The 20,735-nt window shown below is 67.2% G+C and carries 18 protein-coding genes and 1 pseudogene; 12 read left to right on the top strand and 7 right to left on the bottom strand.

What is annotated here, in order from left to right; genetic code table 11:
• Window positions 1-151: 151 nt before the first annotated feature.
• The 4 genes from RPR59_RS05515 (at window position 152) to RPR59_RS05500 (ending at window position 4,086) form a co-directional block, all read left to right on the top strand.
• Complete coding sequence (locus tag RPR59_RS05515; protein WP_313917499.1) at window positions 152-1,156, top strand: PhoH family protein; 1,005 nt, start codon at window positions 152-154, stop codon at window positions 1,154-1,156.
• A 90-nt stretch (window positions 1,157-1,246) separates the two neighbouring features.
• Window positions 1,247-1,759 (top strand): rRNA maturation RNase YbeY, encoded by a 513-nt coding sequence (gene ybeY, locus RPR59_RS05510; RefSeq protein ID WP_313917497.1) that lies wholly within the window; start codon window positions 1,247-1,249, stop codon window positions 1,757-1,759.
• Between the two features lie 9 nt (window positions 1,760-1,768).
• Entirely contained in the window at window positions 1,769-2,686 is a 918-nt protein-coding gene (locus RPR59_RS05505) for a hemolysin family protein (RefSeq protein WP_313917495.1), read from the top strand.
• Between the two features lie 50 nt (window positions 2,687-2,736).
• Window positions 2,737-4,086, top strand: coding sequence for a PQQ-dependent sugar dehydrogenase (locus RPR59_RS05500; RefSeq protein WP_313917493.1), 1,350 nt, complete (start codon window positions 2,737-2,739; stop codon window positions 4,084-4,086).
• Here the strand turns inward: RPR59_RS05500 and RPR59_RS05495 are convergent.
• The 3 genes from RPR59_RS05495 to RPR59_RS05485 all read right to left on the bottom strand — a co-directional run bounded on the left by RPR59_RS05495 (window position 4,068) and on the right by RPR59_RS05485 (window position 5,702).
• Complete coding sequence (locus RPR59_RS05495; RefSeq protein ID WP_313917491.1) at window positions 4,068-4,892, bottom strand: hypothetical protein; 825 nt, start codon at window positions 4,890-4,892, stop codon at window positions 4,068-4,070. The genes RPR59_RS05500 and RPR59_RS05495 overlap by 19 nt on opposite strands.
• Window positions 4,893-4,958: 66 nt before the next feature.
• A complete protein-coding gene (locus RPR59_RS05490; protein ID WP_313917490.1) occupies window positions 4,959-5,261 on the bottom strand; it encodes a polyhydroxyalkanoic acid system family protein in 303 nt (100 codons plus the stop codon).
• Window positions 5,262-5,279: 18 nt separating this feature from the next.
• Window positions 5,280-5,702 carry a VOC family protein gene (locus tag RPR59_RS05485; RefSeq protein ID WP_313917487.1) on the bottom strand — a complete coding sequence of 141 codons (423 nt, stop codon included), beginning with the start codon at window positions 5,700-5,702 and terminating at the stop codon, window positions 5,280-5,282.
• A gap of 88 nt (window positions 5,703-5,790) precedes the next feature.
• Here RPR59_RS05485 and lnt point away from each other — a divergent pair, with 88 nt between their 5' ends.
• From lnt to RPR59_RS05460, 5 genes are all read left to right on the top strand, one after another.
• Window positions 5,791-7,356 (top strand): apolipoprotein N-acyltransferase, encoded by a 1,566-nt coding sequence (lnt, locus tag RPR59_RS05480; RefSeq protein ID WP_432280292.1) that lies wholly within the window; start codon window positions 5,791-5,793, stop codon window positions 7,354-7,356.
• 71 nt (window positions 7,357-7,427) lie between these two features.
• A complete protein-coding gene (metK, locus tag RPR59_RS05475) occupies window positions 7,428-8,651 on the top strand; it encodes a methionine adenosyltransferase (RefSeq protein ID WP_313917485.1) in 1,224 nt (407 codons plus the stop codon).
• A 358-nt stretch (window positions 8,652-9,009) separates the two neighbouring features.
• Window positions 9,010-10,275, top strand: a complete 1,266-nt coding sequence (locus tag RPR59_RS05470) for a cytochrome P450 (RefSeq protein ID WP_313917483.1) — start codon at window positions 9,010-9,012, stop codon at window positions 10,273-10,275.
• 771 nt (window positions 10,276-11,046) lie between these two features.
• Window positions 11,047-12,951: a ribonucleoside-diphosphate reductase subunit alpha gene (locus RPR59_RS05465; RefSeq protein WP_313917481.1), complete on the top strand. Its 1,905-nt coding sequence runs from the start codon at window positions 11,047-11,049 to the stop codon at window positions 12,949-12,951.
• On the top strand, window positions 12,926-13,414 hold the full coding sequence (locus RPR59_RS05460; protein WP_313917479.1) for an endonuclease domain-containing protein: 489 nt from the start codon (window positions 12,926-12,928) through the stop codon (window positions 13,412-13,414). The genes RPR59_RS05465 and RPR59_RS05460 overlap by 26 nt, the downstream gene beginning before the upstream one ends.
• Before the next feature lie 80 nt (window positions 13,415-13,494).
• Here RPR59_RS05460 and RPR59_RS05455 read toward each other — a convergent pair whose 3' ends face one another.
• On the bottom strand, window positions 13,495-13,746 hold the full coding sequence (locus tag RPR59_RS05455) for a DUF2171 domain-containing protein (protein WP_313917476.1): 252 nt from the start codon (window positions 13,744-13,746) through the stop codon (window positions 13,495-13,497).
• A gap of 151 nt (window positions 13,747-13,897) precedes the next feature.
• Here RPR59_RS05455 and RPR59_RS05450 point away from each other — a divergent pair, with 151 nt between their 5' ends.
• Window positions 13,898-14,116 (top strand): hypothetical protein, encoded by a 219-nt coding sequence (locus tag RPR59_RS05450; protein ID WP_313917474.1) that lies wholly within the window; start codon window positions 13,898-13,900, stop codon window positions 14,114-14,116.
• Window positions 14,117-14,170: 54 nt separating this feature from the next.
• Complete coding sequence (locus RPR59_RS05445) at window positions 14,171-15,223, top strand: ribonucleotide-diphosphate reductase subunit beta (RefSeq protein WP_313917472.1); 1,053 nt, start codon at window positions 14,171-14,173, stop codon at window positions 15,221-15,223.
• 97 nt (window positions 15,224-15,320) lie between these two features.
• Here RPR59_RS05445 and RPR59_RS05440 read toward each other — a convergent pair whose 3' ends face one another.
• Both RPR59_RS05440 and RPR59_RS05435 read right to left on the bottom strand, forming a co-directional pair.
• Window positions 15,321-15,899, bottom strand: coding sequence for an IS5 family transposase (locus tag RPR59_RS05440; protein WP_313918342.1), 579 nt, complete (start codon window positions 15,897-15,899; stop codon window positions 15,321-15,323).
• A gap of 29 nt (window positions 15,900-15,928) precedes the next feature.
• Window positions 15,929-16,051: pseudogene (locus RPR59_RS05435) on the bottom strand (transposase); the annotation flags it as partial.
• Between the two features lie 484 nt (window positions 16,052-16,535).
• On the opposite strand from RPR59_RS05435, the gene rarD reads away from it, so the two are divergent.
• A complete protein-coding gene (gene rarD / locus RPR59_RS05430) occupies window positions 16,536-17,450 on the top strand; it encodes an EamA family transporter RarD (RefSeq protein ID WP_313917470.1) in 915 nt (304 codons plus the stop codon).
• Between the two features lie 20 nt (window positions 17,451-17,470).
• Here rarD and RPR59_RS05425 read toward each other — a convergent pair whose 3' ends face one another.
• Window positions 17,471-20,671, bottom strand: a complete 3,201-nt coding sequence (locus RPR59_RS05425) for an autotransporter outer membrane beta-barrel domain-containing protein (protein ID WP_313917468.1) — start codon at window positions 20,669-20,671, stop codon at window positions 17,471-17,473.
• Window positions 20,672-20,735: the final 64 nt, after the last annotated feature.

The following is a 20,735-nucleotide window of genomic DNA, read 5'->3' as shown; positions in this document are numbered from 1 at the left end:
GGTCCTTCTGCCAAACTCGGGATCGCATGCAGCAGGTCGAATCCGAGCAGCCGCCCTTTCCCGCTACGGGCCGCGCCTGCCTGTTGTCTTCCCCGCCACAGCCCCCACATGACGCGATCTCCCGCGCCGCGAGCGCCCGTGAAAGGACCGCATGAGCCGCAAGCCCGTCCCCGCCCAATCCGGTGAGCGCAGCCGCGTCGAGGTGACGTTCGACCGTCCGCAACTGCTGCCGCAACTGTTCGGCGAGTTCGATGCGAATCTGCTGGCGCTGGAGGAGCGGCTGGGCGTCTATATCACCGCGCGCGGCGACCGCGTCGGGATCGAGGGTTCGGCCGAGGCGGTCGCGCAGGCGCGCGTCGTGCTGCAGGAGTTGCAATCGCGCCTCATCCGCGGCGAGGAGGTCGATACCGGCCTGATCGAGGCGGTGATCGCGATGTCGGAGGAACCGACGCTCGATGGCATCGTCCGCGCCGAAAAGGCCGCGCCGCCTTCCATCATGATCCGCACGCGCAAGAAGACGATCGTGCCGCGATCGGTCGCGCAGGCGAACTACATGAAAGCGCTGGTCAGCCACGACATGATCTTCGCGCTCGGCCCCGCCGGCACCGGCAAGACCTATCTCGCGGTGGCGCAGGCGGTCGCCCAGCTCATCACCGGCAGCGTGCAGCGCCTGATCCTGTCGCGTCCGGCGGTGGAGGCGGGCGAGCGCATCGGCTTCCTGCCCGGCGACATGAAGGAGAAGGTCGACCCCTATCTCCGCCCCTTGTACGACGCGCTCTACGACTGTCTGCCGGCCGAACAGGTCGAGCGCCGCATCACCAGCGGAGAGATCGAGATCGCGCCCATCGCCTTCATGCGCGGCCGTACGCTGGCGGATGCCTTCGTCATCCTGGACGAGGCGCAGAACACCACGCGCGAGCAGATGAAGATGTTCCTCACCCGCTTCGGCCAGAACAGCCGCATGGTCGTCGCCGGCGATCCGAAACAGGTCGACATTCCCGGCGGTCCGCCCGCCTCCGGCCTGGCCGACGCGGTCGCGCGGCTGGAGGGGGTGGAGGGCATCGCCATGTCGCGCTTCACCGCGGCGGACGTCGTGCGCCATCCCATCGTCGGCCGCATCGTCGACGCCTATGAAGGCCAGCATGGCGACGTTTAGGAATATCGGGCCTGCCAACGCCGCTCGTGTCGAGCGAGGTCGAGACACGCTTCTCGACTTCGCTCGAAGCAACCGGGTATCGGAGAAACCATGCTTGAACTAGCCGTCCAGCGCGAAGCCCCCTGGAGCAGCGACACCGACTGGGAAGCGCTTGCCGGCAAGGCCGCCCGCGCGGCGATCGGCCGGACGCCCCAGGCCGCCTGGGTCGACGATCCCGCCCTCGTCGAGATCTCCGTGCGCCTTGCCGACGACGAAGAGGTGCGCCGGCTCAACCATCAATATCGGCACAAGGACAAGCCGACCAACGTGCTGTCCTTTCCCATGATCCAGCACGACCTGCTGGACACGGTGACGCTCAATTCCGACGATGGCGAGGTGATCCTGGGCGACATCATCCTCGCCCACGGCGTCTGCGCGCGCGAGGCGGAGGAGCGCGAAATCACGGTGGCCGATCATGCCGGCCACTTGATTGTTCACGGCTGCCTGCATTTATTGGGCTACGACCATCAGGGAGAAGCGGAGGCGGAGGCCATGGAGGATATCGAACGCGCGGCCATGGCGGCGCTCGGCCTGCACGATCCCTATCCCGTTCGCGAGGACTGACCATCCCTTATGCCAGAGGACCGAAGTAGCGCCGGAAACGGCGACAACAATACCGAAAACGGTGGATTATGGCGCGGCCTGCGCGCCATGCTGTTCGGTGAGGACCATGTCGACACGCTGCGCGCGCGGATCGAGGAGGTCATTGCCGAGCACGAGGCGGATACCGAGGCGCCCGTCGCCGGCGACCTCGCCCCGATCGAGCTGCAGATGCTCAAGAACCTGCTGCATTTCGGCGAACGCGATGCCGGCGATATCGGCGTGCCGCGCGCCGACATGCTGGCGGTGGACGAACAGACCAGCTTCGACGAACTGGTCCGCCTGTTCGCCGATGCCGGCCACAGCCGCCTGCCCGTCTATCGCGACAATCTCGATACCGTCATCGGCATGATCCATGTGAAGGACGTTTTCGCGATCCTCGCCACCGACGCGGCGCGGCCCGAAAGCATCCAGCAACTCATCCGTCAGCCGCTCTACGTCCCGCAATCCATGGGCACGCTCGACCTGCTCGCGCGGATGCAGCAGAGCCGCACGCACCTCGCCATCGTGCTCGACGAATATTCGGGCACCGAAGGGCTGATCACGATCGAGGATCTGGTCGAGGAAATCGTCGGCGAAATCGAAGACGAGCATGACGAGGCGCCGGCGGCCCTCATGGTGCCGGTCGACGAGGACGGCATCTGGGAAGCCGACGCCCGCGCCGAGCTGGAGGACGTGGCGGAGACGATCGACGCCCGGCTGGGCGAGGTGGAGGAAGATGTCGATACGCTGGGCGGTCTCGCCTTCGTGCTGGCGGGGCATGTGCCCGAACCGGGCGAGCTGCTCGATCATCCCAGCGGCTGGCGACTGGAAATTCTCGACGGCGATGCGCGCCGCGTCACCCGGTTGCGTCTCCACCCGCCGACGCCGCATATCGACGCGGAGGCATAAGCGGCGTTTTCGCGCTTGGACGACGCCGCCGCCCGGCCTATCCTGCCGCCATGCGCCAACGCCTCATTGTTCTCGCCGTCCTGCTCCTCATCCTCGTCGGTATCGTCGTCTGGGTGTTTCAGCCCGACCGGGCCGATCTGTCGGTGCAGGCAGTCACCGGCCGCGTGCCGAAGCTGACGGCGCCGGAGGTCGAGACGTTCCCGACCACCGACGTCGCCGAGGCCGTCGGCTGGCCGGAGGGCGCAAGGCCCAGCGCCGCCGCCGGACTGACCGTGCAGGCTTTCGCGCGCGGGCTCGATCATCCCCGCTGGCTCTATCAACTGCCGAACGGCGACGTGCTGGTGGCCGAAACCAACTCGCCACCCCGCGACAGGGACGGCATCACCGGCTGGGTCATGGACCGGCTGATGCGCAAGGCGGGCGCGAGCGTGCCCTCGGCCGACCGGATCACCCTGTTGCGCGACACCGACGGCGACGGCATCGCGGACAAGCGCTCGCCCTTCCTCAACGGCCTGCACTCGCCCTTCGGCATGGCGCTGGTGGGTGAGACGCTGTACGTCGCCAACACCGACGCGCTGCTCGCCTTTCCCTATGAAAGCGGTCAGACGCGCATTACCGCCAAACCGGACAAGATCGCCGCACTGCCCGGCGGCGGCAACCACTGGACCCGTAATATCCTAGCCGATCCCGCGACCGGCCGGATCTGGGTCGCGATCGGCTCGTCGAGCAACATCGCCGAGGACGGCATGGCCGCGGAGGAAGGCCGGGCGCGGATCGTGACGGTCGATCCCGATACCGGCGCCGCGCGCGAATATGCCACCGGCATGCGCAATCCCACCGGGCTGGCGCTCAATCCGCAGACCGGCAAGCTGTGGGCCGTCGTCAACGCCCGCGACATGCTGGGCTCCGACATGCCGCCCGACTATCTGACGGAAGTCGATTTCGGCAATTTCTACGGCTGGCCCTGGTATTATTGGGGCGGGTACAGCGATCCGCGCGTCGACGGCGTCGGGCCGCAGGGGCGCGACATGCGCCAATATACCGCGCGGCCCGATTATGCGCTGGGGCCGCATGTCGCGCCCATGGGCCTCGCCTTCGCCGCCGGTGCGAAGCTGGGCGACCGGTTCGCGCAAGGGGCCTTCGTCGGTGAGCACGGGTCCTGGAACCGGGTGCCGCCATCGGGCTACAAGGTCGTCTATATCCCCTTCGGCGAGGACGGCTTTCCCGCCGACGGCGCCGCCCCGGTCGACGTGCTGACGGGCTTTCTGAACGACGACGGCGATGCGCGCGGCCGGCCGGTCGGCGTCATCGTCGGTCGCGACGGCGGGCTGCTGGTGGCCGACGATGTCGGCAACACGATCTGGCGGGTGACGGCGGCGGCTCAGTCGAAGGCGGGATAATCCATCGGCTCGGCCGGGCCGCTCCCGGAGCCCGATCGGCCTTCCGGCGCGATGGAGGCGGCCGGCCGCGGGGCAGCGGGCGCATCGGACGAAACGCCTGCGGTCCTTTCGCCATCGACGACCGCATCGTCGCGATCGAAATCGGATGCGAACCCGTCCGGCGCGCTTCGCCTGCCGGTCATCACGGTCACCGATCCCTGCGGCGTATCGACGCGGTAGCGGTCGGCCCGCGCCCGGCGCGCGGGGCGGATATCGGCATAAGGGTCCGACCGCGGCGGGACATAGCCGTCGGCATCGTCCACCACCACCATGCCGGGTGCGCGACCGGCGTGGCGATGCCGGTGCCCGCCATCCCCGACATCGGCCGGGCCATAGGCGTCATAGGCGTCGCCCATCTCGTCCGCGCCGTCTTCATACGGCTCGGGATAGACCGCGTCGCGCAGGTTCGAATCGAAATCGCCATCCGGCCCGAACCCGTCGCCGTCGCGCGCCAGATCGGCGTGCATTGCCGCCGCTTCGTCGCGCTGGCGCCCATAAGCGTCGAGATAGCTGTCGTCGTCGAACGCGGCGTCGGTGATATCGCCCGCGCTCGCCCGTTCCACCGGCCGCTGCGCGGAGGCGCTCTCACCGCCGTCGGCATAGCGTTCCGCCAGCCCGCGGTTGGTGCCCGGATCCGGCGTGTCAAAGCCATAGGCGTAATCGCGGCGCATATGGTCGCTGATATCGCCGCCGATGGCCATGCCGATCGGCAGCGCGGCCGCCACGGCCCCGCTCATCATCAACGCAATCTTGCCGAGCGGTTGCATGCCGCGCCGCGCCTCCTTGCCCGGGACACCAACGGATGCCGCGATATTCACGTTCCCCCGGCGCGCCTATTTCAGCAGCGACGGCCCTTTGCGTTGCAGTTTGTCACGGATCTTGTCCGCGAACAACGCCAGGAAGGGTGGCAGATCGACGATCAGGTGGACCCGGTCGTCGAACAGTTCCGCCGTGCTGGCCACGCGCTGTCCCATCGCCTCGACCGTGAACTGCAGGCGGTCGCCCTCCCAATGGTGCTCGGTCACGGTGCCGCCCGGCAGCATGTCGGCGACCTTGCCCAGACCGCGCTCGATCCGGTCGCGCAGGGTGGCGCGGTCCAGCTTGTGGGGAATGTCGACGGTAACGGGTTCGGCCATGAAATACTCCGGATAAACTCAGCGCGCGAACAGCATCGCGTCATCGGCAAACGCCTTGAACTCCAGCGCGTTTCCGCTGGGGTCGCGAAAGAACATCGTCGCCTGTTCGCCGGGCCGCCCCTTGAACCGGACCTGGGGTTCGATGCCGAACGCGATGCCGGCGGCGCGCACCCGCTCGGCGAGCTTTTCCCAGTCGGCCATGGTCAGCACGACGCCGAAATGCGGCACCGGCACGTCGTGGCCGTCGACGGGGTTGGATGCGCCTGCGGGCCGTGCCGCTTCGTCCAGATGCGCCACGATCTGGTGGCCGTACAGGTCGAAGTCGATCCAGCGATCGGCGCTCCGCCCCTCGCGGCAGCCCAGCACGCCGCCATAGAAGCCGCGCGTCGCGGCAAGATCGTGAACCGGAAAGGCCAGGTGGAAGGGACGAACAGTATTCATGTCCCGTCCTTAGCAGCTCTTGGCCCCGAAGTGCGAGCGCCGAGCGCACCCTCTCTTGCCCGCAGGCGCAATCCCGGCGATAGCCGCGATGATGTCGCACTGGATCCGTCGCCACCCTTATTGGGTCGCCATCGCCGCCGGGCTCGCTTCCGCCACCGGCTTCGCCCCGCTCGACCTGTGGCCGCTGGCGCTGATCTGCTTCGCCGTATGGCTGTGGCTGGTCCATGATGCGCCGACGCTGAAATCGGCGCTGCTGCGCGGCTGGACGTTCGGCGTGGCGCATTTCACCATCGGCAACAACTGGATCCAGCACGCCTTCGACTATCAGGACAAGATGCCGCCCGCTCTGGGCTATGTCGCGGTGGTGGCGCTGGCGCTCTACCTCGCCGTCTATCCGATGCTGGCGGGCGGCCTCGCCTGGCGCTTCGCCAGCCCCCGATCGGTGGGCGATCTGCGCACGCCGCCCGGCCCCGGCTTCGTCCTGGTGGCGGCCGCCGCCTGGATCGTCGCCGAATGGCTGCGCGCGACGATGTTCACCGGCTATGCCTGGAACCCGCTGGGCATGGTCTGGCTGCCCGCCTTCGGCATTGCCCAGGCGGCGAGCTGGATCGGCACCTACGCCCTGTCCGGCGTCGCCATCCTGGCTGCCGGCGCGCTGCTGCTCGCGGTCGGGCGCCGCTGGGCGCTGCCCGCCGTGACCGTCGCCGCCCTCGCGCTCGTCGCCGTCATCGGCCGCTCGCCCACGCCCGCGACGGGGCCGGACCGGCCGCTCGTGCGCGTCGTCCAGCCCAATTTCGGGCAGGAGCATGTCGGCTCGCCCGGCTACAACGCCCGCATTCTCCAGGCGATGATGGACCTGAGCGGCACGCCGGGCCGGCGCCCGCGCCTGATCGTCTGGCCCGAAGGCACGGTGAATTACTATGTCGAGGATGGCTATCCGCCCGAATGGTATTGGCAGGCCGATCCGGCCGCCGTACGCGACAGCATCGCCGGCCATCTCGGCCCCCGCGACGTCGCGCTGATCGGCGGCACCGCACTCGAATTCGGTCCGGCGGGCAAGCTCGCCGGCGCCGGCAACTCGATCTTCGTCATCCGCCCCGATGCGACGCTGGCCGGCCGCTACGACAAGTCGCACCTGGTCCCTTATGGCGAATATCTGCCGATGCGCTCGATCCTGGAGCCACTCGGCCTGTCGCGCCTAGTCATGGGCGATTACGATTTCCTGCCCGGCCCCGGCCCCGAAACCATCCGCATTCCCGGCTTCGGCAAGGTCGGTATGCAGATCTGCTACGAAATCATCTTTTCGGGCCAGGTGGTGGACGCAGCGCACCGGCCCGATTTCATCTTCAACCCGTCCAACGACGCATGGTTCGGCACCTGGGGACCGCCCGAACATCTCGCCCAGGCCCGGATGCGCGCGATCGAGGAGGGGCTGCCGATCCTGCGCGCCACGCCCAACGGCATCTCGGCGGTGGTCGGCGCGGACGGCCGGCTGATCGACACCATCCCGCACGGCAAGGCGGGCGCGATCGAGGTGCCGCTGCCGGCCCCGGAACCGCCGACACTGTTCGCCCGTATGGGCAACTGGATGGCGTTCCTCGTCGTGGGCCTGTTCCTCGCCGCTGCCGTTGCCATCCGCGCCGCCAAGCGTTAAAACGGCATATAACGATTTCTTTATATGCGCGCCCGGCCGCGGGCTGCGCCCCATCAGAGCAGAGGATTTGCATGCGCCCCAACTACCTCTTCACGTCCGAATCGGTGTCCGAAGGCCATCCCGACAAGGTTTCCGACCAGATTTCCGACGCCATCGTCGACCTGTTCCTGTCCAAGGACCCGGAAGCCCGCATCGCCTGCGAGACGCTGACCACCACCAATCGCGTGGTCCTGGCGGGCGAGATCCGCTGCAAGGGCGTCTATGAAAACGGCGAATGGGCCCCCGGCGCCCTGCAGGAGATCGAGGATACGGTGCGCGACACCGTCAAGGAGATCGGCTACGAGCAGGACGGCTTCCACTGGAAGACGTTCGCGTTCGAGAATTATCTCCACGGCCAGTCCGCGCACATTGCGCAGGGCGTCGACGCCAGCGGCAACAAGGACGAAGGCGCCGGCGACCAGGGCATCATGTTCGGCTATGCCGTCGCCGACACGCCCGACCTGATGCCGGCGACGCTCGACTACAGCCATAAGATCCTCGAGCGCATGGCCGCGGACCGCAAGTCGGGCAAGGCCAGGTTCCTGGAACCCGACGCCAAGAGCCAGGTGACGCTGCGTTTCGAAAACGATCGCCCGGTCGCGGCGACCGCGATCGTCGTCTCCACCCAGCATGCGCCGGGCTATGACACCGGCGAGAAGGAAGCCGAGCTCAAGAAATATGTGAAGGACGTCATTGCCGACATCCTGCCCGCCGAATTGCTGTCGGACGAGACCGAATATCACATCAATCCGACCGGCACGTTCGAGATCGGCGGCCCGGACGGCGATGCCGGCCTCACCGGCCGCAAGATCATCGTCGACACCTATGGCGGTGCGGCCCCGCATGGCGGCGGCGCCTTTTCCGGCAAGGACCCGACGAAGGTCGACCGCTCGGCGGCGTACATCACGCGCTATCTGGCGAAGAACATCGTCGCCGCGGGGCTTGCGCGGCGCTGCACGATCCAGCTCGCTTACGCCATCGGCGTCTCCAGGCCGCTGTCGATCTATGTCGACACCCACGGCACCGGCAAGGTGGACGAGGAGAAGATCGAGGATGCGATCCGCAACAATCCCAAGCTCGGCGGCCTGACCCCGCGCAGCATCCGCACGCATCTGGGCCTGAACAAGCCGATCTACCGCAAGTCGGCGGCTTACGGCCATTTCGGCCGCAAGGCGGAAGGCGACACCTTCCCCTGGGAACGCACCGATCTGGTCGAGGACCTGAAGACCGCGCTCATGGCCGAAGCCACCGCCTGAGGCGGCGGCCCATCGCGTAATGAGGGGCGGCGGTCGCTGGAGATCGCCGCCCTTTTTCGTGTCCGGCCGGGCAATACCCTCCCCTCCCTTGATGCCTCTGCGAAAGGGAGGGGAGGAAAATTCCTCCCCAAGCTCGCTTGGGGAGGGGGACCGCCGAAGGCGGTGGAGGGGCGCGGCGAAGCCGCGAAGCGGTGCGCACGCTTCACCCCGTTCGGACCGCCTTGCCCATCCGTCCCACAACGCCTCCCGAGGGCGATGGGACGCCGATTTCCAAAAGACAGCCGCCGCCCACGCGCCACGGCCCGCCCCTCCGGCGGGAACCGCACCACCCACCCAGACGCTGTCGGCAGGATACGCCATGCCCATTCCCGCCGATCCCGCCTTCGACAGCACGCTCTCCTTCCTGCGCGAGGGCTATGATTATATCGGCAATCGCTGCCGCCGCCTCGGCAGCGACATCTTCACCGCCCGGCTGATGCTGCGCCCCGTCACCTGCATCGCCGGGGAAGACGCCGCCCGGCACTTCTACGACGGCGAACATTTCACCCGCGTCGGCGCCATGCCGCCCACCACCGTGCGCCTGTTGCAGGACAAGGGCAGCGTGCAGGCGCTCGACGGCGCCGCCCACCGCGCGCGCAAGGCGATGTTCCTCGCCATGATGGACGACGCCGCGATCCACGCCGCCGGCGACATGTTCGACCGTCAATGGGACCGTGCCCTTCGCCGCTGGCGCGAAGCCGGCGCCATCACCTTCCATGACGAAGCGGTGCGGCTGTGTACCGCGACCGCCTGCGAGTGGATCGGTCTGTCGCTCGGTCGCGCCTCGCTCGACAAGCGGGCCGAGGAACAGGCGGCGATGGTGGCCGGCGCCGGCTCCGTCGGGCCGAATCTCGCCCGCGGCCTGTGGCTGCGTCGTCGCAGCGAGCGCTGGGCGCGCCGGGTCATCCATGCCCTTCGCGACGGCAGACTGGCGGCGGATTCGCAGACGCCGATCGCCCGGCTCGCCACCTTCCGCGACGCGAACGGCGCGCTCCTCGACCGCAAGACGGCGGGCGTCGAGCTGTTGAACCTGCTGCGCCCGACCGTGGCCGTCGCCCGCTTCCTCACCTTTGCCGGGCTCGCCCTGCACGAGCACCCGGCGGCGGCACAGTGGCTCGGCGATGCGCGCGATCCGGCGCGCGTCCATGCCTTCGCGCAGGAGGTGCGGCGCTATTATCCCTTTTTTCCGGTCATCGGCGGCCGGGTGCGCAAGCCCTTCACCTGGCGCGGCCATGATTTCGGCGACGGCGACTGGGTGCTGCTCGGCCTGCACGCCACCAACCACGATCCCCGGCTCTGGGACCGGCCGGAGCGCTTCGATCCGGCGCGCAGACCCGAATCGCTCGACGATGGCTTCCGCCTCGTGCCGCAGGGGGCGGGCGACCATGCCGCCGACCATCGCTGCCCCGGCGAGTGGCTGACACTGGAGCTGATGCGCCGCGCCATCGTCCGGCTACGCGCCCTCGGCGCCGCCGTCCCGCCGCAGGACCTGACCGTGCCCCTCGACCGCTTCCCCACCCTGCCGCGCAGCGGATTGCGGCTGCGCATGCCCGCCGGCGACGGAGCCGCGTCCCGGCCACGGTGACCCGCGCATGTCGGCGGCGGATGCCGAGCCGAACCGGGAAACACACCGCGCCACCGTGCGGAGGGGGCGTCGTGCCCGACTCCCATATCCGGTGCCCCGACCCGCAAGCGGAGGAACCCGGCGCCGAAGCATCAACCTTACACCAAACCCGTTTGCCCTGAGCTTGTCGAAGGGCTGTCCTGAGCGCCCGCCTTGGCAGGCAGTCGAAGGGGGCCGCTCTTCTTCTTCCGCAGAAAGGCAGGACAAGGCTTCGACAGTGAGCAGGTGGAAACTGCCCCGGCAGTTTCCACCTGCTCACCAGCCCAAACGGGCTTGGGTGCGGCGCGTCAGATTTCAACGCCCGGCCCCTGACCGAACAGCGCGCCCTGCGGCGGTTCGATACCAGATGCCTCCACGCCCACCGTACCCCGTCCGGCAATGCAATATTTTTTCGTTCCACCCCTGTTCCCTTGCAATTCTCCGACGCTAGGAAGGTCCGCGCGTCGCGTCCTCCCGCATGCCGTGAAACGAGTCATTCGAGCGACGAACCGAGCCTGCGAACGGGCAGGAAATCGCTTGCGTTGCGATCCGTTTAGGCACAATCTCTAGTGGTTGCTTTCGGGGGAAAGCCCAAGCGCTGGTATAAGACACCCGCGACCCTATGTCGTGGGAACGGGCGGATTCGTGCCTGTTGCCGGCCGAGTGGACACTTTTTGTTCTCGCGGGCTTTCCTCGGATGATAGTATCGGGGTTCGCATCCCCGAGTCGAACGGAAACGGAACGGGGCACATCATGGATTTCAGGGAAACGCAGGACGGGCATGTGAGCGACCAGACCGCCGAGACCATCGACGCCGCACCGGAAACGAAGGCGAAGGCCGATACCGATTCAAAGGCGATCCGCCCCAATCCGTACACGCTGGAGGTCGATCACGGCCGTGACGATCTCCTGACGGATTTCGGCAAGGAGACGCTGAAGGACCGCTATCTGCTGCCCGGCGAATCCTATCAGGACCTGTTCGTGCGCGTGGCCTCGGCCTATGCCGACGACGAGGCGCATGCCCAGCGCCTCTACGACTATATCAGCCGCTTGTGGTTCATGCCGGCGACGCCGGTCCTGTCGAACGGCGGCACCGGGCGCGGTCTGCCGATCTCCTGCTACCTCAACTCGGTGCCCGACAGCCTGAACGGCATCGTCGATACCTGGAACGAGAATGTCTGGCTCGCCTCGCGCGGCGGCGGCATCGGCACCTATTGGGGCAATGTCCGCGGCATCGGCGAGCCGGTCGGTCTCAACGGCAAGACCAGCGGCATCATTCCCTTCGTGCGCGTGATGGATTCGCTGACGCTCGCGATCAGCCAGGGGTCGCTGCGCCGCGGCTCGGCCGCCTGCTATCTCGACGTAAGCCACCCGGAAATCGAGGAGTTCCTCGAAATCCGCAAGCCCTCGGGCGATTTCAACCGCAAGGCGCTCAACCTGCACCACGGCGTGCTGTTGACCGACGCATTCATGGAAGCGGTGCGCGACGGCGCCGAATGGGTGCTGAAAAGCCCCAAGGACGGCTCCGAACGCGCCCGCGTCGACGCCCGCGCATTGTTCCAGAAGCTCGTGGAAACGCGGCTGGCGACCGGCGAGCCGTATATCGTCTTCGCCGACCATGTGAACAACAACATGCCCAGCCATCACCGCGAACTGGGGCTGAAGGTTTCCACCTCGAACCTGTGCAGCGAGATCACGCTGCCGACCGGCTACGATCATCTCGGCAACGACCGCACCGCGGTGTGCTGCCTGTCCTCGCTCAATCTCGAAACCTGGGACGAATGGTCGAAGGAAAAGGGCTTCATCGAAGACGTGATGCGCTTCCTCGACAACGTCCTCACCGACTATATCGACCGCGCCCCCGACGAGATGGCGCGGGCCAAGTACAGCGCGATGCGCGAACGCTCGGTCGGTCTCGGCGTGATGGGCTTCCATAGCTTCCTGCAGGCGCGCGGCCTCCCCTTCGAGGGGGCGATGGCCAAGTCGTGGAACCTCAAGATCTTTAAGCACGTCAATGCGCAGGTGAACGAAGCCTCGATGCAGCTCGCGGTCGAGCGCGGCCCCTGCCCCGATGCGGCCGATGTCGGCGTGATGGAGCGCTTCTCGTGCAAGATGGCGATCGCGCCGACCGCGTCGATCAGCATCATTTGCGGCGGCACCAGCGCGTGCATCGAACCGATCCCGGCGAACATCTACACGCACAAGACGCTGTCGGGCAGCTTCGTGGTCAAGAACCCGTATCTCGAAAAGCTGCTCGACAAGAAATCGAAGAACGCCGACAGCGTGTGGCATTCGATCCTGGAAAAGGGCGGATCGGTCCAGCATCTCGACTTCCTGACGCCGGAAGAAAGAGATTGCTTCAAGACCAGCTTCGAGATCGACCAGCGCTGGGTGCTCGAACTCGCCGGCGACCGCACGCCCTATATCGACCAGGCGCAGTCGCTCAATCTGTTCATCCCGGCCGATTGCGACAAATGGGACCTCTTGATGCTGCATTTCCGCGCCTGGGAACTGGGCATCAAGTCGCTTTACTATCTGCGGTCCAAGAGCGTGCAGCGCGCAGGCTTCGCCGGCGGGGTAGAGGCCGACAACACTTCCGAACCCGCCAAATACGAGCTGCCGAGCACGGACTATGACGAATGTCTCGCCTGTCAGTGAGATGACGGCTCGCGCTGCTCCTCGTTCCTCCTCTCCCCTTGTGGGAGAGGAAGGGGCCCGCGCCGCGAAGCGGCGTGGGAAGGTGAGGGGAAATGCCGACGGGTTGACGAAGCGGCAACTGCTGCCGGCCCGCACGGTTGCTCGTTCCCGCGAACTGCGCCGGAATGCGACGGATGCGGAAAAGATGCTCTGGCGCCTCTTGCGGGAAACGGTTCCGGGTGCGAAATTTCGCCGGCAAGTCCCGCTGGGCCCCTATTTCGCGGATTTCTGCTCGCACGCGGCGCGACTGGTGATCGAGGTCGACGGCGGGCAGCACGCCGAAGCCGTAGCTCAGGACGCCGCCCGCACACGCTTCATCGAAGGCGAGGGATATCGCGTAATCCGATTCTGGAACAGCGACGTGCAAGACAATCCGAACGGCGTGATGACCGTGATCCGGCAATATATCGACGGTGCGGTATGATGACGCCCCGCCCCCTCACCCTTCCGCAGCCTAACGGCTGCTCCCTCCCTCTCCCACAAGGGGAGAGGGAAACGCAGCGCTCACTCCGCCTCTTCGAACATGTCCTGCGCGTTCTGCGCGGTGGCGGACAGGCGGACGGTGTCGCCTTCCACCTCGGCGACCAGGCCGGCGGGGATGTAATGATGCTTCGCGCCCTGCCCGTCCTCGGTCTGCGGGCTGTCGGTCCTGGTCAGCTTGATGCGGTCGCCGTCAAGGTGATCGACCGTGCCGAGATGGACGCCGTCGGCGCCGACGACGTTCATATGTTCCTTGATCTGGCTGGTGTCGGCCATCGCGGTTCTCCTCTTGCTGTGACGGGGGTCGAACGCCCGAAACCGGCAAACGATGCGTGGGAGTTGGCGGCATGACGCGGTTTCGCACCTTTTCCGCGTTCCCCGCGCTCGCAGGCCCGAGCGCCGTGTACAGGACGCGGATGGTCCGCCGATGACCATGACCGTCGCCATCATGTTCGCGGTGGCGGGCGTGGCCGGCATCCTCGGCCTCGCACTGCTGTTCCGGCTCCGCCAGCCGCTTAGCGAGGCGCGCACCTATGCCTATCGCATGGTCGCGGTGATGGCGCTGGCCCTCGCCGCCGTGCTCGCCATGTCGGCCAGCGCGATGTGGTCGTGGAACGACGAGATCGCGAGCGGAGGCGCGACGTGATCCAGGCGCCCCCGCACCCCATATTGTTTTCAGTTTCGAACCCGGAGTAGTCCCATGTCCCTCACCGAAGCCCGCAAGACCTACAAGCCCTTCGAGTACCCCTGGGCCTACGACTTCTGGAAGCGGCAGCAGCAGGTCCATTGGCTGCCGGAGGAAGTGCCGCTGGGCGAGGATTGCCGCGACTGGGCGCAGAAGCTGACCAATCACGAGCGCAACCTCTTAACGCAGATCTTCCGCTTCTTCACCCAGGCCGATGTCGAGGTGCAGGATTGCTATCACGACAAATATGGCCGCGTGTTCAAGCCGACCGAGATCAAGATGATGCTCACCGCCTTTTCCAACATGGAAACGGTGCACATCGCGGCCTACAGCCACCTGCTCGACACGATCGGCATGCCCGAAAGCGAATACGGCGCCTTCCTCGAATATGCCGAGCTGAAGGACAAGCACGACTATCTGCAGAAGTTCGGCGTCGATACCGACGAGGACATCGCCCGCACCCTCGCCATGTTCGGCGGCTTTACCGAGGGCGTGCAGCTCTTCGCCAGCTTCGCGATGCTGATGAATTTCCCGCGCTTCAACAAGATGAAGGGCATGGGCCAGATCGTGAGCTGGTCGGTGCGCGACGAAAGCCTGCACTGCGAAGGCATCACGCGCCTGTTCCACGCCTTCTGCGCCGAACGCGACTGCCTGACCAAGGCGGTGAAGGACGACATCGCCGATGTCTGCCAGACGACGATCCGGCTGGAGGACAATTTCATCGACCTCGCCTTCGAAATGGGTCCGGTGAACGGCATGACGCCCAAGGAGATCAAGCGCTATATCCGCTACATCGCCGACTGGCGCATGCAGCAACTGGGGATGAAGCCGATCTATCTGGTCGACGAACACCCCCTGCCCTGGCTGACCCCGCTGCTGAACGGCGTCGAGCACGCCAATTTCTTCGAAACCCGCGCCACCGAATATTCGAAAGCCGCGACCCGCGGCAACTGGAACGAGGTGTGGGACAGCTTCGACAAGCGCCAAAAGGCCAATGCCGGCAACGACGACGAAGCCGAGGAGGAAGGCGATGCAGAACTGTTCTCGGGGACGCAGGCGGCGGAGTGAGGGCGTTTAACCAATGAGCGACACTGCAGGTGGAATTAAAGAAATCACCAAAGGTGATATTCAGAAAATACAAGAAATTGCCTTTAAGGTATTCGCTCTAGGCTTTGTGGACAAAGGGTAACCACAGCAGAGCTGAGGCGAGACTGACGAAGCCGATGTATGACGTGCGGGTCTTGTCGTAACGGGTGGCGATCCGGCGCCAGTTCTTAAGCTTGTTGAAGAGCTGTTCGATCCGGCTGCGCAGGCGGTATTTGTCGCGGTCGTGGGCCGCGGGATTGCGGCGCCCGCGCTTGGCCGGGATCACCGCCTGCACGCCATGGAAGGCGATCTCCTCGCGGATGGCATCGGCGTCGTAGCCGCGGTCGGCGAGCAGCGCCGTCACCTTATCGGTGAGCATGCGGAACAGCGGCGCGAAGCCGTGCACGTCGTGCGCCTCGCCCGGTGTCAGCATGAAGCCGAGCGGGCGGCCTTTGCCGTCGCAGCGCGCGTGGAGCTTGGTGGTGAAGCCGCCGCGCGATCGGCCAAGTGCCTCGGTCGTCTGAGTCCCCTTTTTATGCCGACTGCGCAGTGGTGCGCCCGGATGATGGTGCTGTCGATCATGTCGACGGAGCGTTCCCGGCCGGCCATCTCGGCCAGCGTCTCCAGCATTGCGTCGAACACGCCCGTCTCGACCCATCGTCCGTAGCGCCGGAAGACGCTGTTCCACTTGCCATACTCGTCCGGCAGGTGACGCCACTGCGAGCCGGTCCGTGCCATCCACATCATGCCTTCAAAGAACGGTCGGTTGTCGCCTGCCGGTCGGCAGCCGCGCCCTCGCTCAGGCGGCAGCAGGGGCCCGATTAGCGCTCATTCCTCGTCTGTAAGCCCGATCCGCTCGCCCAACGCCGCCTCCAAAAGCCAGCGTTGAATCAGCGGCGAGTCACCTCGGCAAGCTTTGTCCACGACGCCCAGTTGCGGCGCGAGGGGCGGTTCACCGCCCTCGGCCCGGCCCGCACACGGCCGCCGGCGCGACCATCCTGACGCGGGCGCGGGTGCGGCGGCGCGTTGTGCGGCGCAGCTACGAATAGGGGTTGTCGCCTGCGCCGCTTTTCCACAAGCTGGCGGCGACTACCGGACGAGAGACGGGGGAGAGGATATGGACATCAACAGCATGCTGCTGCTCGCGATCTGCGCGCTGACGACGATCAGCACGCTCGGCGCGATCGTGATCTTCGCGCGCAAGCCGGCCGACTGACGGGCGCGTCGCGCGCGCTATCGCCGCGACTGGAATTTCTTGCTGGCGTCATCGCGCCCGCGGCAATAGCCGCACCGCATGTCCCGGCATCAGCATCCCGATTCGCCGCCGGCGGACGGCCTCGCCATGGGCGTCGGCGCCTATGCCCTGTGGGGCCTGCTGCCGCTCTATTTCAAGCTGCTCCAGCCTGTCGGCGCGGTGGAAATCGTCGCCCACCGCGTCGCCTGGTCGCTGCTGCTGGTGCTGGCGATCGTGGCGCTTCGCCGCCGGCTGGCGCTGTGGCGGTCGCTGCTCCGGCAGGTGCGGGTGCTGCGCCTGATGGCCGCCAGCGCGACCCTGATCGCGGTCAACTGGCTGGTCTATGTCTGGGCCGTGAACCACGCCCATGTCGTCGCCGCCAGTCTGGGCTATTTCCTCAACCCGCTGGTGAACGTGGTGCTGGGACTGCTGGTCTTCGGCGAACGGCTGGGGCGCCTGCAATGGACCGCCATCGCCTTGGCCGGCGCCGGCGTCGCGGTGATGGCGCAGGCCGCGCCGGGCGGGCTCTGGATCAGCCTGGCGCTGGCGCTCTCTTTCGGCTTCTACGGCATGGTCCGCAAGCTGGCGCCGATCGAATCGCTGGAGGGGCTGGCGACCGAGACGCTGCTGCTGACGCCAGCGGCGCTCGTCTATCTGGTCTGGCTGGGCGTCGCCGGCGGGCTGGATTTCGGACAGGAACGCGGCACCGACCTGTTGCTGATGCTCAGCTCGGTGATGACGTCCGTGCCGCTCCTGCTGTTCGCCGCCGCCGCCAGACGCCTGCGCTACAGCACGCTCGGCCTGCTGCAATATATCGCGCCGACGCTGCAATTCCTGCTCGGCGTCCTGGCCTTCGGCGAGCCGCTGACGACGCGCATGCTGATCGCCTTCGCGCTGATCTGGACCGGGCTGGCGGTCTTCACCGCCCACGCCCTGGCGACGCACCGCCGGCGCCGGCCGGCGCCGGCGGTCTGACCGTCGGCGCGGGCTCGCCGCTACCAGTTCAGGCGAACGGACATGCGGGCGGCGATGGCGGTATGGTCCTGCTGCTCCTCGGCGCTGACTTCGCCGCCGACGGTGAACAGGTCCTGCCCGCCGGCGAGCCGCACCCGACCCAGCCAGCCGCTCTTGCGCGCCGTCGGCTGCAGCGTGAAGGGATCGCCGTCGCCATACCGGGCGGTGGTCGCCGCGATGTTGCCGCCGACGATCTCGCGCCGGCCGCCTTCCAGTTCCAGCCGCAGCCAGCTTTCCGTGGGGTCCAGGCTGCCCAGTTCGTAGCCCAGCGTCATGCTGCCGGTCGCGGCCGCCTCGTCGCTGACCCGCTTCTCGACGGTCAGGTCGAAGGCGTCGCCGCCGCCCGTCTCGCTATGTGCATCCTCGCTCAACCGGTAGTAATCGATCGCGGCGCGCGGCCGGATATGCAGGCGCTTGCCGACCGCCAGGTCGTAGGACGCCATGCCGGTCGCCGACCACAAGGTGCCGCCCCAGTCGCCTTCCGACAGGCGATCGAAACCGTCGCCGAAAAAGCGGCGCTGGCTGTGAAAATCGACCTTGCCGATCGATCCCCGCGCGGCGAGGCCCAGTCCGCCGAACCGGGCACGCCAATGCACCGCCGCTTCATACTGGCCGGTGGTAACCTCGTTGTCGTTCGAGCCGTCGCCGTCGCGCCCCAGGCCGAAACCCAGCGTGACGCCCAGATAGCCGAGATTGCCGATCGCGTGCTCCGCGCCGCCGGTCGCGCCCCAGCCGCCGATGTCATAGGCCTGGGTCTCGCCGACATCCTTCGATGCGCCCCAGCCATATTGCTGCAACCAGATATTCCATTTCTCCTGCGCGCTCTCGGGCTGACGGTCGGACAGGAAGCGCGCCTGCTGGCGCGATGCCTGGGTGACGGACTCGAACAGCCCGGCGGCGTCGGCCGGCAGGAACGTACGGTAATAATCGTAGAAGGTGTCCGCGTCGTCCACGGCGAGGAAGGTGTCCGCGATCTGTTCGTCGGCGTCGAGCGCGTTGACGACCGCATCATATGCGCCGGCCTCGGACCGATTCATGCCCAGCTCGCCCGCCGACTTGCGGTCGATGCTCAGCGTGACGGTTCCGGCCGCCTCGTCGGCGGTCAGGTCGCTCTTGAACAGGAACGGCAGCACCGCCTCGCTCGTGGTCAGGGCGTCGCCGCCGCTCAGCGTGCCCGCCTCGACGATCACATGGTCGCCCAGCGATCCCTGGATGGTGTCGAGGTGGACGAGAACCCTGGCGCCCTCGGCAAAGGATGCCGCGCCGGCGACCTGGTACACGGTGTTCGTACCCGTCTCGCCATCGATCGTGACGCCCAGCGCGCCGTTCTCGCCGACATCGAGCGACCCCAGGGCCACCGCGCCGGCATTGGTCGCGTCCAGCGTGCCGGAAACGCTGGCGGCAAGCCCGGCGCTGCCCGACAGTGCGCCGCGAAATGCGGTTCCCTCCGCCAGCGTCAGCACATCCGCGCCGCCGCCGAAATCGACATTGCCGACGACGCTGGCTTCATCCGAAAGCGCCAGCGTGTCCGCCCCGCTGCCGAAGGCGATGGCGCCCGAATGCGCCGCATCGCCGCTCAGCAGGTAGCGATTGCCCCCGGCACCGAAAGCGACGTCGCCGCCTACCGCGCCGTCCGCCACCTCCAGCATATCGTCGCCCGCGCCGAACAGGATGTCCCCGCGGATGGCAGGCGCTGCGGCATCTTCACCGGCCAGCGACTGCCGGATCGTGGCGCCGCCGTCATTGGCGCTGAGGTCGATCGCGATCATGCGGCCGTTGGTATCGGTGGCGCCCGTAGCCGCGATCGCGCCGCTATTCTCGATCAGGTCCAGCGTGCCGGAGCGGTCCTCGATGGCGATGGCGGTGCCGGCCCCGCCGGTCGTGGCGGAAATCTGACCGCTGTTGGAAATGGTCGCCACGGTTGCGCCCTCGCCGATTTCGATGGCGCGGGTGACGTGCGCCTCGTCGCTTCCCCCGCGCGCCGAGACCTCGCCGCCGACGAGGATTTCGTTCGCCGCGGCGCCGTCCGCCAAACGCAGCGCGGTCGCACTCGCCTGGCCCTGCGAGGCCACCGCGCCGTCGATCGCGATGCCCTCACCCAGATCGACGGCGTGTCCCATGCCGCCGATCTCGATGGCAACGGCGTCGACGCCGGAATAGACGCCAGCGGAGCCGACGGAACCGCGAATGACGAGGCTGTGCCCGTCGGCGCCGGCGACACCGCCGATGGTGAGGTCGCGTGCATCCGATCCGATCTGCAACGCCGGCGCCGCGCCATAGCTGGTGATGCTTCCCGTGCCCTCGTCGGCATCGTCGATGCCGTCGTCGTCCTCGTCGTCGACATCCTCATCGGCATCGGCCGGCGGCGCATCGACCAGGATGCCGCCGCCGACATTGCCGGCCACCCGGACGGCCGGCCCGCCCTGCAACAGATCGTCGGTATCCAGATCTTCGACGTCCCCGGGCGCCTGCAGATAGCGATAGCCGGTCGAGGCGATGCTGCCCTGGACATGGACCGCGCCGCCGACATCGCCGTCCAGCGCGACGCCGACCGTATTCTCGCCGCGCGTCGCGATCGTCCCGCGCAGATCGACGTCTCCGGTAACGTCTCCCGCTTGGATAGCCGCGCCGTCATCACCGGTCAGCTCGATCTTGCCGGTGGACGACAGGGAGCCGGCCAGCGCGCCGCCCAGCGCAATGCCGCCCGAATCGTTACCCTCCACCGTGATGGTACCGGAATTGGCGATGTCGCCGGTAAAAGCCCCATCGGTGCGGATGCCGAACCGGCCCGTCCCTTCCGCAAACGGTCCGTCCAAGTCGTCATCGTCGTCGGCGTCTTCGGCTTCGTAGCTCTCGTCGATGACGATGGAGCCGCTATTGGTGATGTCGCCGGAACCCGCCGTGCTCGCCTCGATGCCGACCGCGCCGTCGGCGTCGGTAATCTGTATCTCGCCGGCATTGGCCACGTCGTTGGCGCTGTCGAGAGTCACGGCAGTGCCGCCGTCCAGCGTGATCGCCCCGTCCTCGGTGATTTCGACATCGGCAGGCTGGCCGGAGGCGGCGGTCGCGGTGGCGACCGGCGTCGTCACTTCTTCGTCGATCGTTCGCGTCTGGGCCGACGCCGTTGCCGGCGCAAGAGTGAGGACGGTGGCCAGGCCGGTGGTTGCAAGCAGAATACGCATCGGGCTCCCTCGAACATTGCTTTCGGGAGCCGAGACGGAGCCGACGATACGAACCCGCAACCGA

The sequence above is a fragment of the Stakelama saccharophila genome, assembly GCF_032229225.1.
Taxonomy (GTDB): Bacteria; Pseudomonadota; Alphaproteobacteria; order Sphingomonadales; family Sphingomonadaceae; genus Sphingomonas; species Sphingomonas saccharophila.
Note: the sequence above shows the minus strand (reverse complement) of the source record. Positions and strands in the feature narration are given on the sequence as shown.

What these genes read in the sequence shown, in the direction of transcription:
- RPR59_RS05515 (WP_313917499.1), top strand. Translation starts at nt 152, where the DNA reads ATGAGCCGCAAGCCCGTCCCCGCCCAATCCGGTGAGCGCAGCCGCGTC.
- ybeY (WP_313917497.1), top strand. Translation starts at nt 1,247, where the DNA reads ATGCTTGAACTAGCCGTCCAGCGCGAAGCCCCCTGGAGCAGCGACACC.
- RPR59_RS05505 (WP_313917495.1), top strand. Translation starts at nt 1,769, where the DNA reads ATGCCAGAGGACCGAAGTAGCGCCGGAAACGGCGACAACAATACCGAA.
- RPR59_RS05500 (WP_313917493.1), top strand. Translation starts at nt 2,737, where the DNA reads ATGCGCCAACGCCTCATTGTTCTCGCCGTCCTGCTCCTCATCCTCGTC.
- RPR59_RS05495 (WP_313917491.1), bottom strand. Translation starts at nt 4,892, where the DNA reads ATGCAACCGCTCGGCAAGATTGCGTTGATGATGAGCGGGGCCGTGGCG.
- RPR59_RS05490 (WP_313917490.1), bottom strand. Translation starts at nt 5,261, where the DNA reads ATGGCCGAACCCGTTACCGTCGACATTCCCCACAAGCTGGACCGCGCC.
- RPR59_RS05485 (WP_313917487.1), bottom strand. Translation starts at nt 5,702, where the DNA reads ATGAATACTGTTCGTCCCTTCCACCTGGCCTTTCCGGTTCACGATCTT.
- lnt (WP_432280292.1), top strand. Translation starts at nt 5,791, where the DNA reads ATGATGTCGCACTGGATCCGTCGCCACCCTTATTGGGTCGCCATCGCC.
- metK (WP_313917485.1), top strand. Translation starts at nt 7,428, where the DNA reads ATGCGCCCCAACTACCTCTTCACGTCCGAATCGGTGTCCGAAGGCCAT.
- RPR59_RS05470 (WP_313917483.1), top strand. Translation starts at nt 9,010, where the DNA reads ATGCCCATTCCCGCCGATCCCGCCTTCGACAGCACGCTCTCCTTCCTG.
- RPR59_RS05465 (WP_313917481.1), top strand. Translation starts at nt 11,047, where the DNA reads ATGGATTTCAGGGAAACGCAGGACGGGCATGTGAGCGACCAGACCGCC.
- RPR59_RS05460 (WP_313917479.1), top strand. Translation starts at nt 12,926, where the DNA reads ATGACGAATGTCTCGCCTGTCAGTGAGATGACGGCTCGCGCTGCTCCT.
- RPR59_RS05455 (WP_313917476.1), bottom strand. Translation starts at nt 13,746, where the DNA reads ATGGCCGACACCAGCCAGATCAAGGAACATATGAACGTCGTCGGCGCC.
- RPR59_RS05450 (WP_313917474.1), top strand. Translation starts at nt 13,898, where the DNA reads ATGACCATGACCGTCGCCATCATGTTCGCGGTGGCGGGCGTGGCCGGC.
- RPR59_RS05445 (WP_313917472.1), top strand. Translation starts at nt 14,171, where the DNA reads ATGTCCCTCACCGAAGCCCGCAAGACCTACAAGCCCTTCGAGTACCCC.
- RPR59_RS05440 (WP_313918342.1), bottom strand. Translation starts at nt 15,899, where the DNA reads ATGGGTCGAGACGGGCGTGTTCGACGCAATGCTGGAGACGCTGGCCGA.
- rarD (WP_313917470.1), top strand. Translation starts at nt 16,536, where the DNA reads ATGTCCCGGCATCAGCATCCCGATTCGCCGCCGGCGGACGGCCTCGCC.
- RPR59_RS05425 (WP_313917468.1), bottom strand. Translation starts at nt 20,671, where the DNA reads ATGCGTATTCTGCTTGCAACCACCGGCCTGGCCACCGTCCTCACTCTT.